The 20102-nt window shown below is 44.7% G+C and carries 12 protein-coding genes and 1 pseudogene; 9 read left to right on the top strand and 4 right to left on the bottom strand.

What is annotated here, in order from left to right:
* Positions 1 to 52: 52 nt before the first annotated feature.
* On the bottom strand, positions 53 to 1159 hold the full coding sequence (locus H6F74_RS14520) for a precorrin-8X methylmutase (protein WP_190442269.1): 1107 nt from the start codon (positions 1157 to 1159) through the stop codon (positions 53 to 55).
* A 257-nt stretch (positions 1160 to 1416) separates the two neighbouring features.
* On the opposite strand from H6F74_RS14520, the gene H6F74_RS14515 reads away from it, so the two are divergent.
* The 9 genes and pseudogenes from H6F74_RS14515 (at position 1417) to H6F74_RS14475 (ending at position 17123) form a co-directional block, all read left to right on the top strand.
* The gene (locus tag H6F74_RS14515) at positions 1417 to 3345 is read left to right on the top strand and encodes a heavy metal translocating P-type ATPase (protein WP_190442267.1); all 1929 of its coding nucleotides are present in this window, start codon (positions 1417 to 1419) and stop codon (positions 3343 to 3345) included.
* A gap of 295 nt (positions 3346 to 3640) precedes the next feature.
* Complete coding sequence (gene modA / locus H6F74_RS14510) at positions 3641 to 4429, top strand: molybdate ABC transporter substrate-binding protein (protein WP_190442265.1); 789 nt, start codon at positions 3641 to 3643, stop codon at positions 4427 to 4429.
* A gap of 338 nt (positions 4430 to 4767) precedes the next feature.
* Positions 4768 to 6552, top strand: a complete 1785-nt coding sequence (gene modB / locus H6F74_RS14505) for a molybdate ABC transporter permease subunit (RefSeq protein ID WP_190442263.1) — start codon at positions 4768 to 4770, stop codon at positions 6550 to 6552.
* 263 nt (positions 6553 to 6815) lie between these two features.
* Complete coding sequence (locus H6F74_RS14500) at positions 6816 to 7946, top strand: ISAs1 family transposase (protein ID WP_190442255.1); 1131 nt, start codon at positions 6816 to 6818, stop codon at positions 7944 to 7946.
* A gap of 905 nt (positions 7947 to 8851) precedes the next feature.
* A pseudogene (locus tag H6F74_RS14495) lies at positions 8852 to 11158 on the top strand (ATP-binding protein).
* The gene (locus tag H6F74_RS14490; protein ID WP_190442252.1) at positions 11103 to 11549 is read left to right on the top strand and encodes a response regulator; all 447 of its coding nucleotides are present in this window, start codon (positions 11103 to 11105) and stop codon (positions 11547 to 11549) included. Before H6F74_RS14495 ends, H6F74_RS14490 begins: the two are co-directional and overlap by 56 nt.
* 209 nt (positions 11550 to 11758) lie before the next feature.
* Positions 11759 to 12925 carry a hybrid sensor histidine kinase/response regulator gene (locus tag H6F74_RS14485; RefSeq protein ID WP_190442250.1) on the top strand — a complete coding sequence of 389 codons (1167 nt, stop codon included), beginning with the start codon at positions 11759 to 11761 and terminating at the stop codon, positions 12923 to 12925.
* 389 nt (positions 12926 to 13314) lie between these two features.
* Positions 13315 to 15705 (top strand): phosphoketolase family protein, encoded by a 2391-nt coding sequence (locus H6F74_RS14480; protein WP_190442247.1) that lies wholly within the window; start codon positions 13315 to 13317, stop codon positions 15703 to 15705.
* Between the two features lie 182 nt (positions 15706 to 15887).
* On the top strand, positions 15888 to 17123 hold the full coding sequence (locus tag H6F74_RS14475; protein ID WP_190442245.1) for an acetate kinase: 1236 nt from the start codon (positions 15888 to 15890) through the stop codon (positions 17121 to 17123).
* 22 nt (positions 17124 to 17145) lie between these two features.
* Here the strand turns inward: H6F74_RS14475 and H6F74_RS14470 are convergent, their stop codons facing one another.
* The 3 genes from H6F74_RS14470 to H6F74_RS14460 form a co-directional block, all read right to left on the bottom strand.
* Positions 17146 to 17685 carry a retropepsin-like aspartic protease gene (locus H6F74_RS14470; RefSeq protein ID WP_190442243.1) on the bottom strand — a complete coding sequence of 180 codons (540 nt, stop codon included), beginning with the start codon at positions 17683 to 17685 and terminating at the stop codon, positions 17146 to 17148.
* Between the two features lie 160 nt (positions 17686 to 17845).
* Entirely contained in the window at positions 17846 to 18796 is a 951-nt protein-coding gene (locus tag H6F74_RS14465; RefSeq protein WP_190442241.1) for a glycosyltransferase, read from the bottom strand.
* 183 nt (positions 18797 to 18979) lie between these two features.
* Entirely contained in the window at positions 18980 to 20074 is a 1095-nt protein-coding gene (locus H6F74_RS14460) for a glycosyltransferase (protein ID WP_190442240.1), read from the bottom strand.
* Positions 20075 to 20102: the final 28 nt, after the last annotated feature.

Below are 20102 nucleotides of genomic sequence, written 5' to 3'. Positions count from 1 at the left end.
GCATTTTAGCCTAGACGCGCTACTACAACTAAAAAGTCTCCAGTCTCGTGCATCAGCCCAGATAACAGTGGCAGTTTGGCTTCTCGATCAGGGACTCGGCTAAGGCATTCAGTCCGATCGCTGCTAGTAGTCCCCCACCTAAAGTACCAAGGGTGGTTATGAAAGGAACGCCGGAACGCATTAAGCGGCGTTTGGCAGATGGGGCGTGACTAAACCCAATTGGCATCCCGATAATTAAGGCAGGTTGCAGCTTACCGTTTTCAATTGCTTCGGAAGCTGCCATCAATACTGATGGGGCATAACCTACTACGAGAACACAGTTAGGATTTAGCTGCTGCAATCGTTCCCGCCATTGGCGATGTTGCCAAAATTCGTGTTCTGCTTCGGTGACACTGGTAATGTGGGGGTCATCAATTAAGGTGACAACCTCACAGCCCAGATGCGCTAATCTGGTTTGGTCGAGGCTGGCAAAAACTGGTTTTACATCAGCGACGATTTGGCAACCAGCGTTTAGGGCATCACGGGCAGCTGCAATCGCATTCTCACTCAGTCGCACAATATCCACTAAACTGACATCGCCACAGGCTAACACCAGTTTCTTAAGTAAATCTACTTCAATTTCCGAGCGATCGCTCAAATCCGGTAACAGGTGTTCTAACGATTCTTGAAATTCTTCTGGATGGGTGTGTGTCGCAGCATCCAAGCCGTCCCAAAGTTTTTCTAGTTGTGCGAATCCGGTGATCGTTTCTACTTCCAGTTGTCGCAGTTGGTCGATTGCTTCTAATTGGATATTAAGACATTCGCGATCGCGTCCTAACAATCCTTCCAACGCCGACGCTGTTTGCCGCAACCTTCCGAGATATTGCATCACAGACCGATATTGCTGTTGCAGTTGAGTCATCAGCGAGTCATTTGTCGCCGTCATGCTGTCGGTTGCCAACAACTTTTGGATGTGGGACAGCTGAAATCCTTGTTGCTTCAACGCCACGATCCGCCGCAAGTGTTGTACATCGTGATCGGTGTAGAGTCGGTAATTCCCATGCGATCGCTTAGCAGGTGGCAACAACCCCAAAGTGTGATAATGCCTCACCATCCTGGGCGTAAGACCACCGCCTACCGCCTTGATGAGATTTTTAATCGTCAGGGGGTTATTTGTCATACCTTTAGTCTAAGTAAGGTGGGCAATACCAAGGATAAGAGCAAAAAGGAAAAATAAAAGCATTATTTTGTTCTTTTTGTTTATTTTGTCTCAATATCCGGGTAATGCCGTCGCCTGCCGTATTTATTATCGCCATGCTAGTCCCTTTCTTTGGGGCGCTTTTTTCTTTTACCTTCTCAATGCCCACCTATAGAAGTTGACATTTACATTAATGTCAACGTTTACCGTGGTCTAGAAAGGCGATTTCTAGCACCCCAATGACTTCCTATTCCCTTACCACTCCAAACTTCAAGCAACTCCTCAAAGAACATCCAGATGCTATAGCGGCTACTTTGTGCGGTCTACTCGTCTTCCTGGGGTGGCTTTGCCTGCAATTTAGCTGGGTTGGACTTAGTTTATTTCTGCTGCCAGCAGCCTATGTAATTGGCGGCTACGAAAGCGCCAAGGAGGGACTAACGACTCTTTTTGCAGAAAAAGAACTCGATGTCGATTTATTAATGATCGTGGCGGCGCTAGGGGCTGCGGGGCTGGGATTTTGGCGACAGGAGTATCACCTGCTTGTTGATGGTGCGGTGCTGATTTTGATTTTTGCCATCAGTGGCGCACTCGAAGGCTACGCTATGCAGAGAACTAACCGGGCGATCCGCAGTTTAATGAGTTTGACACCGGATACTGCCAGAGTGATGTTAAACGGTCAGGAACATGAGGTTTCCATTGATAAATTAAAAGTGGGCGATCGCGTCTTAGTCAAACCCGGAGAATTGATTCCCACTGACAGCATCATCATCGAAGGCGAAAGTAACCTCAACGAAGCATCAATCACAGGCGAGTCGCTACCAGTAGAGAAAACTGTCGGCGATGAAGTGTTCGCCGGGACAATTAACGGGACTGGCGCTATTACCCTGAAAGTGCATCAACCCCCAGAAAGTAGTTTAATTCAGCGGGTGATTCGTTTGGTACAGCAAGCCCAAACTGAAGCACCTCCGTCGCAGCTATTTATTGAACGCTTTGAGCGTGGATATGCGAAAGTAATTGTGTTGGTGGGGATACTTTTAGCAATTTTGCCGCGAGTATTATTGAATTGGGATTGGGAAACTACAATTTATCGGGCGTTGATTTTTCTGGTGGTAGCTTCTCCCTGTGCATTGATGGCGGCGATTATGCCAGCATTGCTATCAGGAGTCGCAAACGGGGCGCGACAAGGTATTTTATTTAAAAGTGGCACCCAGTTGGAGATAATGGGAAAAGTCAGAGCGATCGCTTTTGACAAAACTGGCACTCTCACCACAGGTAAACCGCAAGTTGTCGAAATTATCCCAGCTTCCGGACAATCCGAAAGTAGCGTATTGCAGATAGCAGGTGCCATAGAAGCATTTTCAGAACATCCTATCGGAAATGCGATCGCGCAAACTGCCCAAGATCATCATCTGAGTGTCCCAACTGCTACTAACGTGCGATCGCAAACAGGTTTTGGGATTATCGGTGAAGTGGACACAAAGCAGGTAAAACTAGGTAAAGCTGCATTTGTGAAATCGGAAAATTCTGACTTTGCCGAAGATTTGATTAAAGAATGCGATCGCTTAGAATCGGAAGGCAAAACCGTTGTTTGGGTAGCTGCTGACAATCAAATTCTGGGAATCATTGCCATTGCTGACACCCTGCGTCCTGCTGCTGCTGCAACACTGAAACGCTTAAAACAGCTAGGCATAGAAAAGATTATCATGCTCACTGGTGATAACGAACGCACCGCCAAAAGCGTTGCCCAACAGTTAGGAATAGACCAAGTTTATGCCGAACTTCTCCCCGAAGACAAAGTATCCGTAATTCACCGCCTACAACAGCAATATCAAACGGTGGCGATGGTGGGAGATGGCATTAACGATGCACCCGCACTTGCTACAGCATCAGTGGGAATTGCAATGGGAGCAGCTGGCAGCGATGTAGCTTTAGAAACAGCTGATATTGTTTTAATGGCAGACCGTTTAGAAAAATTGTCTCAGGCAATTAATTTAGGCCGTCGTGCGGATAAAATTGTCAAACAAAACATCGTTTTTGCACTCAGCGCCATTGTATTGCTGTTAATCGCCAACTTTACGGCTAATATCACTCTACCTCTAGGCGTAATTGGCCATGAAGGATCTACTGTACTAGTGACGCTAAGTGGTCTAAGATTGCTAAGAAATTAAGCTATGTGGCAATACGTTAACTCATTTCTTGCACCTACACTGTTAGCCTGCCAGCGATTCAAATCACTGGCTAATAGCTGAACTCCATTAAAATGGACTGAAACTCTTTTTTAGTCCTCTTCAGAGGACTTCCGCTATTAGCCCGGAACTTGAGTTCCGGGCGGGCTATCGGGTTGGTGCAAGATATCATATTAATTGTAAAATCTTTCTTACTATATAGCGCCGGAGTCTCCCGTGGGGCAGGCGTATTTTGCCACATTTCAAAATAAATTTATCTTCATAACTCAAATAATCCATGACAAAAAGACGCATTATTATATTTCTTTCCTTCCTCCTAGCCATATTAATCATCTTAACCATCGGAGCGAATCTCGACATTCCCTTCGTGGCACAGAAAAATAATAAATTGCTCATATCTGCCGCCGCTAGTTTAAGAGAATCACTCCAAGAAATTCAGCTTGTGTACCCACAAACCAAACAAAATACCAACGTTACTTACAACTTTGGTGCTTCCGGTGCCTTGCAACAACAAATTGAAAATGGTGCGCCAGCAGATGTATTTATTTCTGCTGGGAAAAAGCAAATAGATGCCTTACAAGAAAAGGGACTTATCCTCCCCGATACTTGCCGCAACCTGCTAACTAATCGTCTAGTTTTGATTGTGCCAAGAAATTCGTCAGGAATTAGCAATTTCCGCCAACTGACAAACGCTAAAGTGAAAAAAATTGCTGTTGGAGAACCACGAAGCGTACCAGCAGGACAATACGCTGAACAAGTCTTCATAAATTTAGGGATTTTACAGCAAATTAAACCAAAATTCGTGCTAGGAAACAACGTTCGTCAAGTTTTAGCAGCAGTAGAAAGTGGCAACGTCGATGCAGGTGTTGTTTACGCTACTGACGCGAGAACATCACAGCAGGTAAAACAGGTAGCAACAGCAGCAGAAAACTTACATTCCCCGATTGTTTATCCCGTAGCAGTGCTTAAAAATAGCAAAAATATACCTGCGGCTAAAGAGTATATCCAGTTTCTATTTAGTAATCAAGCTAAAACACTATTTCAAAAATATGGATTTGGGATATAGCAATCTTCGGCAGAGTTGTGAAAAACGAACCGCTGAGGCGCAGAGGGCGCAGAGGAGGAGGAAAGGGAGAAGTTTCTAAATAAGTTAGGATTGCTATAGCGTAATATCTTCGATTATAATCTCGTTTTCTGGAGCATGGAAACGAGAGAAGGAGTGTCAAGTAAGTATAAAACCTGGGAGCATACCGTATTTGCAAATCGCCCACAAACTAGAAGTCTCGATGCTCCACAACCAAAGCCTGCCGACCCAGGCTGATGAGTCCGCGCAGGCGGACTTAGTTTGTGTAGCCGCGATTTCCAATCGCCTGGTATTTTTGCTTTGCATTTAAAAAATTGCCAATGCCACTTGATATATCTCCTCTAGGGATTTCTCTTAAAATTGCTTCAATCGCCACCTTTATTACCTTCTTTATTGGCATTATAGCTGCTTACTGGATGCTAGGATATCGAGGAAAATGGAAATCGCTAATTGAGGCAATTTTTATTTTACCCCTGATTTTGCCGCCAACAGTCGTAGGCTTTTTATTACTGCTGTTGTTCGGAAAAAATGGTTTTGTGGGAATGCTACTGCCTCTAAATTTTAGCATTGTATTCACTTGGTACGCCGCTGTAATAACTGCTACAGTAGTTGCTTTCCCGTTAATGTACAAAACAGCATTAGGAGCATTTGCACAAATTGACGCGAATTTATTAGCAGTAGCTAGAACTCTTGGCGCTTCTGAATGGTCAATTTTTTTGAGAATTAGTTTACCTTTAGCTAGTAAAGGAATTATCGCGGGAACAACGTTGGCTTTTGCCCGTGCTTTGGGAGAATTTGGCGCTACTTTGATGTTAGCTGGCAATATTCCGGGACAAACGCAAACGATTCCTATGGCGATTTATTTTGCGGTGGAAGCGGGCGCGATGAATGAAGCTTGGTTTTGGGCGCTGGCGATTATGGGTATTTCTTTATTAGCGATCGCATCTGTTAATTTCTGGCAAGATGACCGAAAAAGGCAAAAAAAAGACTTATCCCAATCCCCCATTTCCCATTCCCCATTCCCAATTCCCCATTCTGGACTTTTTGTAGATATTCAAAAGCAACTTTCTGACTTTACCTTAAAAGTTTCCTTCAGCAGCAATGAACAGCCTTTGGGATTGCTGGGCGCTTCTGGTGCTGGTAAAAGTATGATATTGCGCTGTATTGCTGGAATCGAAACACCCGCCCAAGGACGGATTGTTTTAAATGGGCGAGTGCTGTTTGACTCAGAACGAGGGATAAATATTCCAAGTCGCGATCGCTGTATCGGTTATTTAGTCCAAAATTACGCCTTATTCCCTCACCTAACTGTTGCTGAAAATATTGTTTTCGGCTTACCAAAAAAGACATCAGTTGCCAAAATTAAGCAGCAGGTGGAAGCCCAACTTGCTGCGGTGCAGTTGCAGGGATATTCTCACCGATATCCCCGCGAACTTTCTGGCGGTCAACAGCAGCGAGTTGCTTTAGCAAGGGCTTTAGCAAGTCAACCTGAAGCGCTACTGTTGGACGAACCTTTTTCCGCACTCGATACCCACTTGCGAAGCCAGATAGAACAGCAATTAATCGCCAGTTTGGGAAATTATCAGGGCGTGACTTTATTTGTGACGCACAATTTGGAAGAAGCTTATCGGGTTTGTCAAGATTTGCTGGTGCTGGAAAAAGGGAATGCGATCGCTTACAGTTCAAAGCAGAATATTTTTGAGCGCCCAAAGGTTGTAAGCGTTGCTAAATTAACAGGTTGCAAAAACTTTTCTCGCGCCCGAATTAGTGCATCCCAAGAAGTAGAAGCAATAGATTGGAGTTGCACTCTCCGAGTTATCGAACCTGTCTCAGATTTGCTCTCCCACGTCGGAATTCGCGCCCATCAAGTAACCTTTACTAAAGACCCGAATCAAGAGAATACTTTCCCCTGTTGGTTGGTGAGAAGCAGTGAAACGCCACACCGAATGACTTTATATCTCAAGCTCAACTCTTCCCCCACTACTCTCCAGGATTACCATCTGCAAGCAGAAGTTTTTAAGGAAAAATGGGTCGTTCTCAAAGACCAATCTTTCCCTTGGTACGTCCAGTTAGACCCAATGCGGCTAATGTTGTTGGAGGAGTAAAGTTGCTGTAGAATTCTTTATAGAAATATATAATATTATTTACGAAAGTTTGTAATACATAATTAGAATATCTTTTTATTTAATATAAAACCAAAAATTTGCTTTTGTTCAAAGCAACTGTAGGGAATGGGAGCCACGGTTATGCGCGGGCGTGGCGTTTGAGTAACCTGAACTAACAAATCCCAGCAGGGTAAACGCATCTAAATGTGGGTCAGACTTGTGATACTATTCGAGGCTGACCGTTTGACGATTTTCCTGCCACCATGAGCTTCAGCCTGGAAGCAAGCATCCTTAAGTATTTTGGGAAGCTGAAAGACCCCAGAATCGAGCGTACCAAACACCATCCATTGATTAGTATCGTTGCGATCGCCATCCTAGCCGTCATATGTGGGGCTGATAGCTGGGTAGCAATTGAAACCTATGCCTGTTCAAAGCGAGACTGGCTGGAACAATTTCTGCCCCTGCCGAATGGCACTCCTTCCCACGATACGTTTGCTAGGGTATTTGCTCGCCTAGACCCAAAGCAATTACAGCAAAGCTTCCAGGAGTGGATGAATAGTTTGACTACTAGCCTAGGTGGGCAAGTAGTTGCCATTGATGGCAAGGTCATGCGGGGTTCTTTCGACCGAAATGGAGAACACAGTGCTCTTCACTTGGTCAGCGCTTGGGCTAGTCAGCATCGTCTAGTTCTAGGACAGGTGAAGGTGGAGGAGAACTCCAATGAAATTACAGCAATTCCTGTCCTGCTGAATCTGCTCGAAATTGCTGGATGCATCATTACAATTGATGCAATTGGATGCCAGCAGAGCATTGCCCAAACCATTATTGAAAAAAAAGCTGATTACATCCTGGCTCTTAAAGGAAATCAAGGTCGCCTACATAAGGCAGTAAAGGAATGGTTTGAGCAAGCAAGGATACAGGAGTTTGAGGGGATTGACTACAGTTACTACGAAACCATAGAAGCTAATCACGACCGGATTGAAATCCGCAAATGTTGGACGGTTCCAGTTTGTTTGTTAGAGGGAAACTATGCACAGCAGTGGGCAGGGATACGCACTATTGGGATGATTGTCTCTGAACGTCGGTTGTGGAACAAAACTACCTATGAAGTCCGTTACTACATCAGTAGTCTTACCAGTGAAGCCAAAATATTGGGTGAGGCTGTACGCAGTCATTGGGGGGTTGAGAATTCACTGCATTGGGTATTGGATGTGACGTTTGCTGAAGATAAAAGTCGGATTCGTAAGGACTATGCTCCTCAGAACTTTGCCCTACTCAGGCATTTAGCAATTAATCTTCTCCGCCAAGAAAAAACTGTTAACAGCAGCCTTGCCCAAAAACGATATCGAGCAGCCCTAGATAATGACTATTTGAGGCGAGTGATTACTAATTAAACAGCTCAAAGCATCAGTTGAGTAAATTTTACCCCTTTTGGAGTCAGGGAGTGAGCAATTAGCTTAGCTGATGCTGCATGTATTTACATAATATTTATCCATCTCGATTCTAGCTAGTTTCTACTAAATTACACAAAGTTTTTAGGCAATTTTGGAGTTACTTTGGGCAGCAGATTTGAGTCAGCTAAACACAAAATATTTGTTGATGTGAAGTTTTTTTTGACAAAACATGAGATGCATAACATTCTGTGGTTGTCAAATTATTTTAGATGCGTTTGCCCTGCAAATCCCAGATTCTAAATTTTTAACTCTAATTGAACGTATTGTTGTTTAGGCAATTTTTGCAGAACGAGATTTGTACTCAAAGATATTGTTTTCCAGAAACTCTCCCCGCCTCCGCTACCCCCGAAAGCAGCGGTAGAAAGATGATAAAACACATTCCGGTAGTGCAGCTAAAGATTTCAAAATATCAAGAGGATATTTTTAATAGTTGCAAATTACGAATAAATTGTTACATTGTAAGACACGCAACCTTGATTACTTGGGTAATATTGTTAGTAGAATCACATAATTTAGGCTAGAAATCGTTATCCTGTCGTCTGTATAGGAAAAATAAAACAAGTAAAAAAGTGTCTTATCGCCGCACAATTTTTAACATTTACTATAGGAATGCTAAAGAGATACCTGTGCTATGCTGATGAACGCAAGCAGGTCAGGGAAACACTGCGAAAGACGGCTAATTAGAGTCAAGAACAAAATTTTTCAGCCCCTGTCCGTCTGCGGCATCAACCAAGTAAATTTTTAACTGGTACGGAAGTTACATTCAGGTAAATTTGTAACCACGATAGGATTTCATCTACTATCAGTGTTCTAATTTTTGCTACGCCGGATAATAAAGGAGAATCATGGCGGAAATAGATTTACAAATACAAGATGTTAGTTTGGCTAGTTTGGAACAAAAATCAATCCATAATTGTGGTCAAATTCAGCCTCACGGGTTAATCTTCGTTTTAGAAGAACCTGAGCTAAAAATATTACAACTTAGCAGTAATACATCCACTATTTTTGGAATTACCCCCGAAAATATACTTGGAAAACAACTGGATGAAGTTATCGATCCATTTCAAGTAGAAAGAATTAAAGCCGGACTAGCCGAGGAAACTCTTGATTACATCAACCCTACAAAGATTTGGATTAGAAAAAAAGGTGACGACTTCTTAGTATTTGATGCAGTTTTTCACCGTAATTCAGACGGATTTTTGATTCTGGAACTGGAACCAGCAGTTTCCCAAGAAAATATTCCATTTTTAAGCTTTTATCATCTAGCTAGAGCTTCTATCAATCAGCTAGAAGAAACATCAAGTCTCCGAGACTTTTGTAAAATCATTGTCAAAGAGGTGAGAAAAGTCACTGGATTTGACAGAGTGATGTTATATAAATTTGATGATGGGCATGGCTCTGTCATTGCTGAAGAAAAACTGGAAAGTATGGAGCCTTATTTAGGTCTTCACTACCCAGAGTCAGATATTCCTAAACCAGCGAGAAGATTATTCGCTTCCAATTGGATCAGATTAATACCAGATGCCAATTCTCAGCCTGTTCAAATCTTCCCTGTGAATAATCCGATAAATCAGCGATCGCTAGATTTAACGAACTCCATTCTGAGAAGCGCCTCTCCCTGTCATATACAGTATTTGCACAACATGGGTGTTGGTGCAAGTCTGACTATCTCTTTGATTAAAGATCAAAAACTTTGGGGACTTATTGCTTGTCATCATCAGTCACCAAAGTATGTTTCTTATGAGTTGCGTAAAGCTTGCGAATTTCTAGGAAGAGTAATCTTTTCGGAAGTTTCAGTTAGAGAAGAGACAGAAGATTACGACTATCGGATGAAGTTGACATATATCCAATCAGCTTTGATTGAATATATGTCCCAAGAAGAAAACTTTATTGATGGTTTACTTAAACACCAGCCGAATCTCCTCGATCTTGCCAGCGCTCAAGGAGCAGCCGTGTGTTTTGGTGGGACTTGCACAACTGTCGGGTAGACTCCTAAAGAAGAAGACTTGAATTTTTTAGTTCAATGGCTAAAAAATAATGTAAATCAAGAAGTCTTCTACACAAATTCCTTGGCTCAAACTTACCCAGATGCAGAAAAATTCAAAAACGTCGCCAGTGGTTTACTAGCTATTCCAATTTCCAAGAAAAACTATGTTTTGTGGCTTCGACCAGAAGTAATTTAAACTGTCAATTGGGGAGGCGATCCCAATAAAGCGTTTGAAGCAACTCACCCAGAGGGAAGGGTACATCTGTCCCCTCGGAAATCATTTGAATTGTGGAAAGAAACGGTTCGTTTAACATCTTTACCCTGGAAACAGGTGGAAATTAAAGCAGCGCTTGAACTGCGAAAGGCAATTATTAATATTGTGCTGCGTCAAGCCGATGAACTGGCTCAGTTAGCTCACGATCTAGAACGTTCCAACGCTGAGCTAAAAAAGTTTGCCTACGTCGCCTCCCATGATTTGCAAGAACCGCTAAATCAAGTAGCGAACTATGTGCAACTGTTAGAGATGCGCTATGAAGAGCAACTTGACCAAGATGCCAAAGAGTTTATTACCTTTGCCGTCGAGGGAGTCAGCCTGATGCAGACGCTGATAGATGATGTGCTGGCATACTCGCGGGTGGATGTGCAGGGTATCGAGTTTGAACTGACGGAGGTAGAGACACCATTAGACCGAGCCTTAGGCAATTTGCGGGGACGCATCGCGGAAAGCAAAGCTGTTATTACCCACGATCCTTTGCCAAGCGTCATGGCTGATAGTGCGCAGCTGATGCAGTTGTTCCAGAACCTGATTGGCAACGCTATCAAGTTCCGGAGTAACCAGCAGCCAGAAATTCATGTGGGAGTTTCTCGCCAAGAGGATGCGTGGCTATTTTCAGTGCGGGATAACGGGATTGGCATCGATCCGCAGTTTAGCGATCGCATTTTCGTCATCTTTCAACGCCTGCACACGCGGGATGAGTATGCTGGCACAGGCATGGGTCTGGCTATTTGTAAGAAGATTGTAGAGTGCCACCGAGGCAACATCTGGGTAGAGTCGCAACTTGGTCAGGGTGCGACATTCTACTTTACGATTCCAGTAGGGGGACGCGATCGTGAGCGTAGAAACGGACGAAAAGCTCAAAACAATCTTTTTGGTGGAGGACAATAAAGCTGATATCCGCTTAATTCAAGAAGCGTTGAAAAATAGCTCGGTGCCGCATCAAGTAATGATTGTCAGGGATGGCATGGATGCTATGGCTTATTTACGTCCGGAAGGCGAGTATGCTGATGCACCTCGCCCAGACTTGATTCTCTTGGATTTGAACTTGCCGAAGAAGGATGGTCGAGAGGTTCTGGCGGAAATTAAAGCCGACCCTAAGCTAAAACGCATTCCGGTGGTAGTGCTGACAACTTCAAAAAACGAGGATGACATTTCCCAAAGCTATGAGTTGCACGTAAATTGCTACATCACTAAATCCCGCAATCTCAGCCAGCTTTTCAAAATTGTCAAAGGGATTGAAGAGTTTTGGCTAGAAACCGTCACCCTACCGTCAGAATAAAATTTTGAGTTCTGAGTTAAAAATGAGAATTTAGGAATTAGAAGTTATAAGTGAGAAGTTAGGAATTTTGATCCCTTGGCTTAGGTCAGGGAATGGTTTTAAATTCAAAATTTATTTACACTTAAAACTTCTGACTCCTCACTTTTGGCTCAAAACTCAAAACTCAAAACTCAAACATTGGGGAGCGCAGGGAGAAAAACTAAAAGACTATGCCTGCAACCTCAATAAAAATCTTGTTAATTGAGGACAACCTGGCAGAAGCCAGACTTTTGCAAGAGTATCTGAAGCAAGCCAACGGCAATCAGTTTAGTCTGGTTCATGTCAAGCGATTGGGGGAAGCCCTCAACCGACTCAAGGAAGATTGTTTTGATATCATCTTGTTGGATCTGACCCTACCAGATAGTCAAGGATTAGAATCCCTGGCTCCCTTAAACAGCCACGCCCCTAGCTTACCGATTGTGGTGCTAACGAATACGAACGATGAGAAATTAGCAATTGAGGCGGTTCGGCAGGGGGCGCAAGATTATATAGTTAAGCGGCAGCTCAATGTAGACCTGCTGGTTCGCTCCATACGCTATGCAATTGAGCGATCGCAAGTTATGGAAGCATTACGAGAAGCGAATGAAGCGTTAGAAATTCGGGTTCAGGAACGAACGGCTGAACTGGTTAAAGCTAAAGAAGTCAGCCAGATGAAATCTGAATTTGTTTCGATGCTCTCTCACGATTTCCGCAATCCACTAACTACTATTCTCCTCTCTACTGGATTTCTCCAAAACCATGACGACAAATTAACCAAGGAGACAAAACTTACTCACTTCTTGCGGATGCGTTCGGCGATCAAAAACATGGATCAGCTATTGAATGAGGTTTTATTAATCGGTAAAGCCGATTTAGGTAAACTTCAGTATCAACCTACTCAGTTAGCTTTAGAACCGTTTTGCCGCCAACTGGTCGAAGAGTTACAACTTAGTACAGGTGAAAAGCATTTTACTATTGTTTTCACCTGTCAAGGAGAATTGGGTGAGGCGTTATGGGATGAAAATTTGCTACGGCACATATTAGGAAATTTACTCGCCAACGCCATTAAGTATTCACCCGAAGACGGCACAGTTTGGTTTGAACTGATTGGTCAGGAGAAAACAGTCATTTTTCGGATTCAAGATCGGGGCATTGGTATTCCTTTAGAAGACCAAAAAAGACTGTTTCAACCTTTCAATCGCGCTAGAAATGTCAGCACAATTCCTGGCAATGGTCTTGGTCTAGCGATTGTCAAAAAGTGCGTAGAGGCACATGGGGGTCAGATTTCCGTACAAAGTGAAGCTGGAATAGGGACAACGTTTACCGTCATCCTGCCACTTGCCAGTCCGCAAAAGTGAAGTCTGATTCAGGACTTGCCTCTGGCGCTGACAAATTCATCCGTCGATACTATCAAGTTATTCCGAATGGAATATAGAAATCCTATTTAAATTGTTAACGAGTATTCGCCCTGGTGTAAGGATACAGCAATCCCATCTCCCTACAGGGTGTCAGGAATTATTTAGGATTGCTATATTCTTTATTTGCATCCACCAAGAGAAATAGTTATGAAACAAAATCAATAAAATTTTGCAACTTGTTAAAGCAATTCTTAACAAATTGGGCCGGAGCTGGATGTGGCACCCATAATTATGGCAACAAGACAACTTCGTTTAATAATTTGAAGCTGTCAGTTGCATTTCGTACTGCTACCAACTAATTCCCACGATCCAGAAGGTAGAAAATCATTATGGTTCAAGCGATCGCTCCCACACTGCAAAAAGGTCTGCTGACCGCCGAAGAACTGCACAAGATCAACGCTTACTGGCGTGCTGCTAACTACCTTTCCGTCGGACAAATCTATTTATTAGACAATCCGCTACTCAAAGAACCACTGACGATAGAACAGGTCAAACCCAGGCTACTTGGACACTGGGGGACAACTCCGGGTCTGAACTTCATCTACGTCCATTTCAATCGCCTGATTAAAAAGTATGACCTTCAGGTAATCTACATTGCTGGGCCTGGTCATGGCGGGCCCGGTTTAGTCGCCAACACATACTTAGAAGGTACTTACAGCGAATTCTACCCCAACATATCTCAGGATGCTCAGGGCATGAAGTCGCTGTTCAAACAGTTTTCTTTCCCCGGTGGTATCCCTAGCCACGTTGCACCCGAAACTCCCGGCTCAATTCACGAAGGCGGAGAACTCGGTTACGCACTCGTCCACGCCTACGGTGCTGCCTTCGACAACCCGGATCTGATTGTCTGTGCCGTTGTTGGGGACGGGGAAGCGGAAACTGGAGCCCTGGCTACCAGTTGGCACAGTAACAAGTTTCTTAACCCAGTCCACGATGGGGCTGTGCTGCCGATTTTACACCTGAATGGCTATAAAATCGCTGGGCCAACAGTGTTAGCGCGGCTGAGTGATGAGGAACTGGAACACCTGTTCGTTGGCTACGGCTACAAGCCTTATTTCGTTGAGGGGTCTTATCCTGTTGAAGATGTTCACCAGTTGATGGCGCAAACCCTGGAGAGTGCGATCGCAGAAATTAAAGACATCCAACAAGATGCCCGAAGCAATGGGTTCAGCAAGCGCCCCCAATGGCCGATGATTGTCATGCGGACGCCTAAAGGCTGGACGGGGCCAAAAGAAGTAGATGGTAAACCCGTAGAAAATTACTGGCGATCGCATCAAGTCCCATTATCAGACTTGGTGAACAAGCCAGAGCAGCTGAAAATGCTCGAAGACTGGATGAAGAGTTACAAACCCGAAGAACTCTTCGATGAAAACGGAACGTTAATTCCCGAACTTAAAGAACTGGCACCATTAGGCGATCGCCGCATGGGTGCGAACCCCCACGCTAACGGTGGCTTGTTGCTAAAAGACCTGAAGATGCCAGACTTCCGCAATTACGCCGTCGATGTCCCCAAACCCGGCACCGTTATCAGTGAAGCTACCCGCATCATGGGAATGTTTTTGCGGGACATCATGACACTCAACGGCGAACGCCAGAACTTTCGGTTATTCGGGCCAGACGAGACGGCATCAAACCGCCTCAGTTCTGTATTTGAAGTCACAGACCGAGTATCTACCGCCGAAATTCTCCCCATCGACGGCAACATTTCCCCCGATGGTCGCGTGATGGAAGTCTTAAGCGAACATATGTGCCAAGGCTGGTTGGAAGGATATCTCCTAACTGGTCGCCACGGGTTATTCTCCTGCTACGAGGCGTTCATTCACATCATCGACTCGATGTTCAATCAACACGCCAAGTGGCTCAAAACTACTCGCCACATTCCCTGGCGGCGACCCATCGCTTCCCTCAACTACCTGCTAACAAGCCACGTCTGGCGGCAGGATCACAATGGTTTTTCCCACCAAGACCCCGGCTTTATCGATCACGTTGTCAATAAGAAGGCAGAAATCATCCGGGTTTACCTACCCCCCGATGCTAATACCCTGCTGTCGGTGACAGACCATTGTTTACGCAGTCGCAACTATGTCAATGTCATCGTTGCCGGGAAACAGCCCGCCTTGCAGTATCTTGATATGGATGCGGCAATCAAGCACTGTACGGTAGGTATTGGTATCTGGGAATGGGCGAGTAACGATAAAGGTAGCCAACCAGATGTAGTGATGGCGTGCGCTGGAGATGTTCCCACTTTAGAAACTCTGGCAGCAGTTGACATTCTCCGTCAGCACTGCCCCGATCTGAAGGTGCGGGTGGTGAATGTGGTTGACTTGATGACGCTTCAGCCAAAAAGTGAGCATCCTCACGGTTTGTCTGATAAAGACTTTGACACCATCTTCACTACTGATAAGCCTGTCATCTTTGCCTATCACGGCTATCCTTGGCTGATCCATCGTCTCACCTACCGCCGGACGAATCACAATAACCTCCACGTCCGGGGTTACAAGGAAGAAGGCACGACGACTACGCCGTTTGATATGGTGGTTCTCAACGATTTGGATCGCTTCCACCTGGCGGGGGATGTAATCGATCGGGTGCCAGAACTGGGATATGCGGCGGCTTATGTGAAACAAATGCTGCGCGATAAGTTGATTGAACACAAGCATTACATCACCACACACGGCGAGGATATGCCGGAAATTCGTGATTGGAAATGGCCTTATTAGAGGAACCCCACCCCCAACCCCCTCCCCGCAAGCGGAGAGGGGGCTAAGAGAAGCTTTAGCGCGTTTAGGCTCGTTCCCAGGTTCAACCTGGGAACGCCTTCCAAGAGGCTCAGCCTCTTGTTTAGATACAGGAGGCTGAGCCTCCAAATACGCATTCCCAGGCTGAGCCTGGGAACGAGAAAATGAAGATATTAGTTTTGAATGCGGGATCTAGCAGCCAGAAGAGTTGCTTGTATGAGTTAGGGGACTCTTTACCACAGGAACCCTTAACTCCTTTGTGGGAGGCGGAAATTGACTGGACGAAGCAGCCTGGGATGGCTTTAATTGAGGTAAAAACTGGAGGAGGTGCAGTTTTTGAGGACAAGTTACCCTTAGATGATCGGTTAAAAGCGATCGCTTCTATGCTGGAAACTCTCTGGTGTGGCGATACTCAGGTGCTGGAAAAACCTACAGATATTGATATTGTCGGTCATCGGGTGGTGCATGGGGGAGAAGAATATCGCCTCCCCACTTTGATTACAGCCGAAGTCAAAGACGCGATCGCTCGTCTTGCGGAATATGCCCCCATCCATAACCCAGTCAATCTTGAGGGAATTGAAGCCATAGAGCAAATTCTCGGTGCTTCCGTTCCCCAAGTTGCTGTGTTTGACACCGCCTTTCACAGCCAACTACCGCCCGCAGCTTATGTATATCCTGGTCTTTACGAGTGGTTAGAACAAGGTATCCGGCGGTATGGTTTCCACGGGATCAGCCATCAATACTGCGCTCAACGCGCTGCACAAATTCTGGGGAGAAACCTCGACTCTCTGCGCCTGATTACCTGTCATCTGGGGAATGGTTGTTCCCTGGCGGCAATTCTCAACGGTTACAGCATCGATACTACGATGGGGTTTACTCCTCTGGAAGGGTTGATGATGGGCAGTCGATCAGGTTCTGTCGATCCTGGGATTTTAATTCATTTATTGCGCCAGTCAGGGATGGATGCCGAAAAGCTTGACAAAATGCTCAATTCGCTTTCCGGATTAAAGGGTATTTCCGGCTTATCGGGGGATATGCGCCATATACTGAGTGCGATCGCTCAAGAAAACCCACGCGCAACTTTAGCGTTTGATATTTACGTGCATTCACTTCGCAAGCACATTGGTGCCATGCTTGCAAGTTTAGGCGGCTTAGATGCACTGGTGTTTACTGGCGGTGTCGGTGAAAATGCGGCGGCGGTAAGAGAGCAAGCCTGTACAGCTTTTGAATTTCTTGGTTTGCAACTAGATCCCCAAGAAAATGCCGCATCCCCGCGCGATCGCGATATCGCCACTTTTGAATCAAAAATCCGAGTGCTAATTGTTCACACTCAGGAAGATTGGGCGATCGCGGTGTCATGCTGGCAGTTAGGATTTAGCGCCGCTTCCGCCACAGGGTGAGTATTTTTTTTCCCCGACAACCTCAGCGCAGTTGAAACACCACCACATCCCGTTTCACGGTGACATCGTAATTGCCAAAGAAGTCATGCCCCAAAAGTCCAATGTCTTGATCTGCACCTGCGATCGCTACTAGCACTTTATTGGCAACGGCACCATCTACAGACATCGATTGCACGTATCCTACAGGAAATTCTACTCCTACCGCACTGGCAGTATCAGCTTTAACCGTTGTCACTGGCACTACCCGCAAGGCCGATGCCATTCGGCGGGTAATCATCGTCCCGCTAGCCCCGGTATCTAGAATCATCTCGTAAGTTTGCCCGCCATTAAATGTCACATCAATTACGGGTGTACCACCTAGTCGGCGTTTGATTGGGGCTTGAAACGCCCGTTTGCTAGTCGAGTCGCCGCCGCACAGATGGCCTAAGTTGACGGTTCTGCCTCCCGGAGCAACCATAAAGCACGGGTCATCCTGGGCTTCAGCCGCCCTTGGCACCTCCGCCAGGACTGCATAAAAAACCAGCCCGGTTAGAGAAACTAGCACTGTTATAAATCGTTTCATCTTGCTTTCCCTGTCTTATTAATTGAGCTTGGTAGATTGACTCTTGCTCAATTATCAATTTTTGTTATACAGCAGTCCTAAACGAATATTTTTTCGCTTATCGCACTCCCGTCATGAGAGCGACTTACCGGATGCTGCTATATCTATTATTATTAATTTTTTAAAATTTAGTATTTTTCAGATAATTGTAAAGCGCCCTCATATAAATTTCCATTTTTTCTGGTAGCGTCACCGAAGATAAATAACTTTTGACAAATTCCTGACATTCCTCTTCAACTCCTCCAGAACGCCCATACATACCCAAACCTGTTGCTAACAAATTATTGGTAAATTTTGAAAACGATGGGAATTTCTTTTTGATCCAATAGGCTGTAAGAACAATTATTCGCGCTTGCACCTTTTGCTTATCCTTCCTCATAGAATAAGCGTTGGAACCGTGTACTCTATAAAGAGCTAATTCTTTATCAAAAATCAGACCTTTACCCAGTCCTATTGCCGTAAATTCTAAATAACCATCATTAAGACCAATTCTCTTAGCTTCAGGCATTGGTAAAATTTGTTGTAGAAGCGATCGCCTAAAGCAAAGTCCTGTGGTAGAAGGAAGATTGTCTAATTTATCCTTCAGCTTCCCCTTTTTGATATATTCTCTCAGATCGTACTCGCGTTTGGGATTTTCAGCCCCATTCTTGCTAATAGATCCACCTTCAGTGCCATTTTCAGTAACAGTAGGTTTACCCTCAGCATCCACCCACTTAAGCGAGTGAAAACACCATTCTAAATCTGCGCGATCGCTAAACGCCTCTACAACTTCTGTCGCTTTTTCCGGCACATAGACATCATCAGCGTCTAAAAAGCAAATAATATCCCCACTACTCGCTGCAAAACCAGCATTAAAAGCCGAAGCTTGTCCCCCATTTTCCTTTAGCACTGGGGTAATCTTATCTCCGTAACTGGCAATAATTTCCCGTGAATTATCGGTAGAACCGTCATCTACTACAATTACTTCAGTGTGAGAATAACTTTGATTAAGAGCGCTATCAATCGCCTCCGACAGGAAACGAGCATAGTTGTAGTTATTAATGAGAATGCTAACTTTAGGATTACCGTTCATGCTTTATCTCTTCAAACTTTTTAAATTTCACCAGTCGTTATCTTACTTTCTTCCCGCTCAAAAATTACTGAATCTGTAGGTTGGGTTGAGGAAGGAAACCCAACGTTCTTTACTACGGCTTGTTCCTCAACCCAACCTAATAAATTCCTCTAATTAAAGCAGAAGCAAAGGAAGAAAATAGCGTTAGCTAACATTCAATACCTGCCGATACCCTGTTAAAGCATTTTCTAGGGAATATTCCGCAGCCTTTTGCCGTAAAGCTTCAGAATTTCGAGGCTCCTGTAAACTCTTAATAATAGCCTCTGCCATACCCTTAACATCTCCCACAGGTACTAATTTTCCATAGCGACCGTGTTCTAAAATCTCAGCAGGGCCACTCTCGCAATCGGTAGAAACCACCCTGGTTCCTCCAGCCATCGCCTCAATTAATACAGTAGGCAACCCCTCAAATAAAGATGAAAGAACGAACACATCCGATGCAGCCATATAAGCATAGGGATTCGCTACAAAACCAGGTAAAGCTACAACTTCTGTTAAACCTAGTTCCTGCACCAAAGCCTCAAGTTGTGGACGTTCTTTTCCCTCACCCAAAATCATCAACTTTGCCGGACGCTGCTGCTGCACTTGTGCAAAAGCGCGAATTAGCATTGGAAAATCTTTCTGCTTTTCCAAGCGTCCCACACCCAAAATCACCGGAGGCGAACCCGGTGTAAACCAAGGATGCTCCACAGGTTCAGCAACTTTTTTAAAAAGTTCTGGGGTAACAACTGGGTTGTAGATTACTTTAACCAGTTCCTTAGACAAACCCAATTTTATTAAATCATCCGCCGCCCCTTGAGATACTGTAACAACTGCATCAGCCCACGGGTAGAACCAGCGTGCCAAATAAGGTGAAATTCGCCTTTTAAGTTGAGTTGAATTTTGGGACTCTATGGAAAGAGTATTATGCACGCTAACTACCGTTCGAGTAGATACGCCACCTATTTTTCGGCTCCACAAAGCCACTAAGTTCGTATCTTCCAAAGCCGAAAGTAAAGCTTGCGGTTTGTTTTCTTTTAGATAGCGTACCAGCGCGGGAAGACTGGTTATTAGCCGCTTACCCTGCAAGTCTATGATGTTTACTTCTGGCGGAACCAGAGGTAGGAAAGGCCCTTCGACCTTAACTAAAACTAAGTCTACGCTTAAACCTTGCTCGATAAAACCACGAGTCAAGTTAACTAGCACTCTCTCAACGCCACCACCTTCGAGGGAGGTGAGAAAAATTGCCACATTAGACATCTTAAATCCGGCAATAAATTTTTAACAA

This window comes from Trichocoleus sp. FACHB-90 (genome assembly GCF_014695505.1).
Taxonomy (GTDB): Bacteria; Cyanobacteriota; Cyanobacteriia; order Cyanobacteriales; family FACHB-T130; genus Funiculus; species Funiculus sociatus.
Note: the sequence above shows the minus strand (reverse complement) of the source record. Positions and strands in the feature narration are given on the sequence as shown.

Bases quoted from the DNA above. Each gene is read 5' to 3' on its own strand.
- H6F74_RS14475 (WP_190442245.1), top strand. From the start codon at position 15,888: ATGAAGATATTAGTTTTGAATGCGGGATCTAGCAGCCAGAAGAGTTGC.
- H6F74_RS14460 (WP_190442240.1), bottom strand. From the start codon at position 20,074: ATGTCTAATGTGGCAATTTTTCTCACCTCCCTCGAAGGTGGTGGCGTT.
- modB (WP_190442263.1), top strand. From the start codon at position 4,768: ATGCCACTTGATATATCTCCTCTAGGGATTTCTCTTAAAATTGCTTCA.
- H6F74_RS14520 (WP_190442269.1), bottom strand. From the start codon at position 1,159: ATGACAAATAACCCCCTGACGATTAAAAATCTCATCAAGGCGGTAGGC.
- modA (WP_190442265.1), top strand. From the start codon at position 3,641: ATGACAAAAAGACGCATTATTATATTTCTTTCCTTCCTCCTAGCCATA.
- H6F74_RS14465 (WP_190442241.1), bottom strand. From the start codon at position 18,796: ATGAACGGTAATCCTAAAGTTAGCATTCTCATTAATAACTACAACTAT.
- H6F74_RS14470 (WP_190442243.1), bottom strand. From the start codon at position 17,685: ATGAAACGATTTATAACAGTGCTAGTTTCTCTAACCGGGCTGGTTTTT.
- H6F74_RS14480 (WP_190442247.1), top strand. From the start codon at position 13,315: ATGGTTCAAGCGATCGCTCCCACACTGCAAAAAGGTCTGCTGACCGCC.
- H6F74_RS14515 (WP_190442267.1), top strand. From the start codon at position 1,417: ATGACTTCCTATTCCCTTACCACTCCAAACTTCAAGCAACTCCTCAAA.
- H6F74_RS14500 (WP_190442255.1), top strand. From the start codon at position 6,816: ATGAGCTTCAGCCTGGAAGCAAGCATCCTTAAGTATTTTGGGAAGCTG.
- H6F74_RS14485 (WP_190442250.1), top strand. From the start codon at position 11,759: ATGCCTGCAACCTCAATAAAAATCTTGTTAATTGAGGACAACCTGGCA.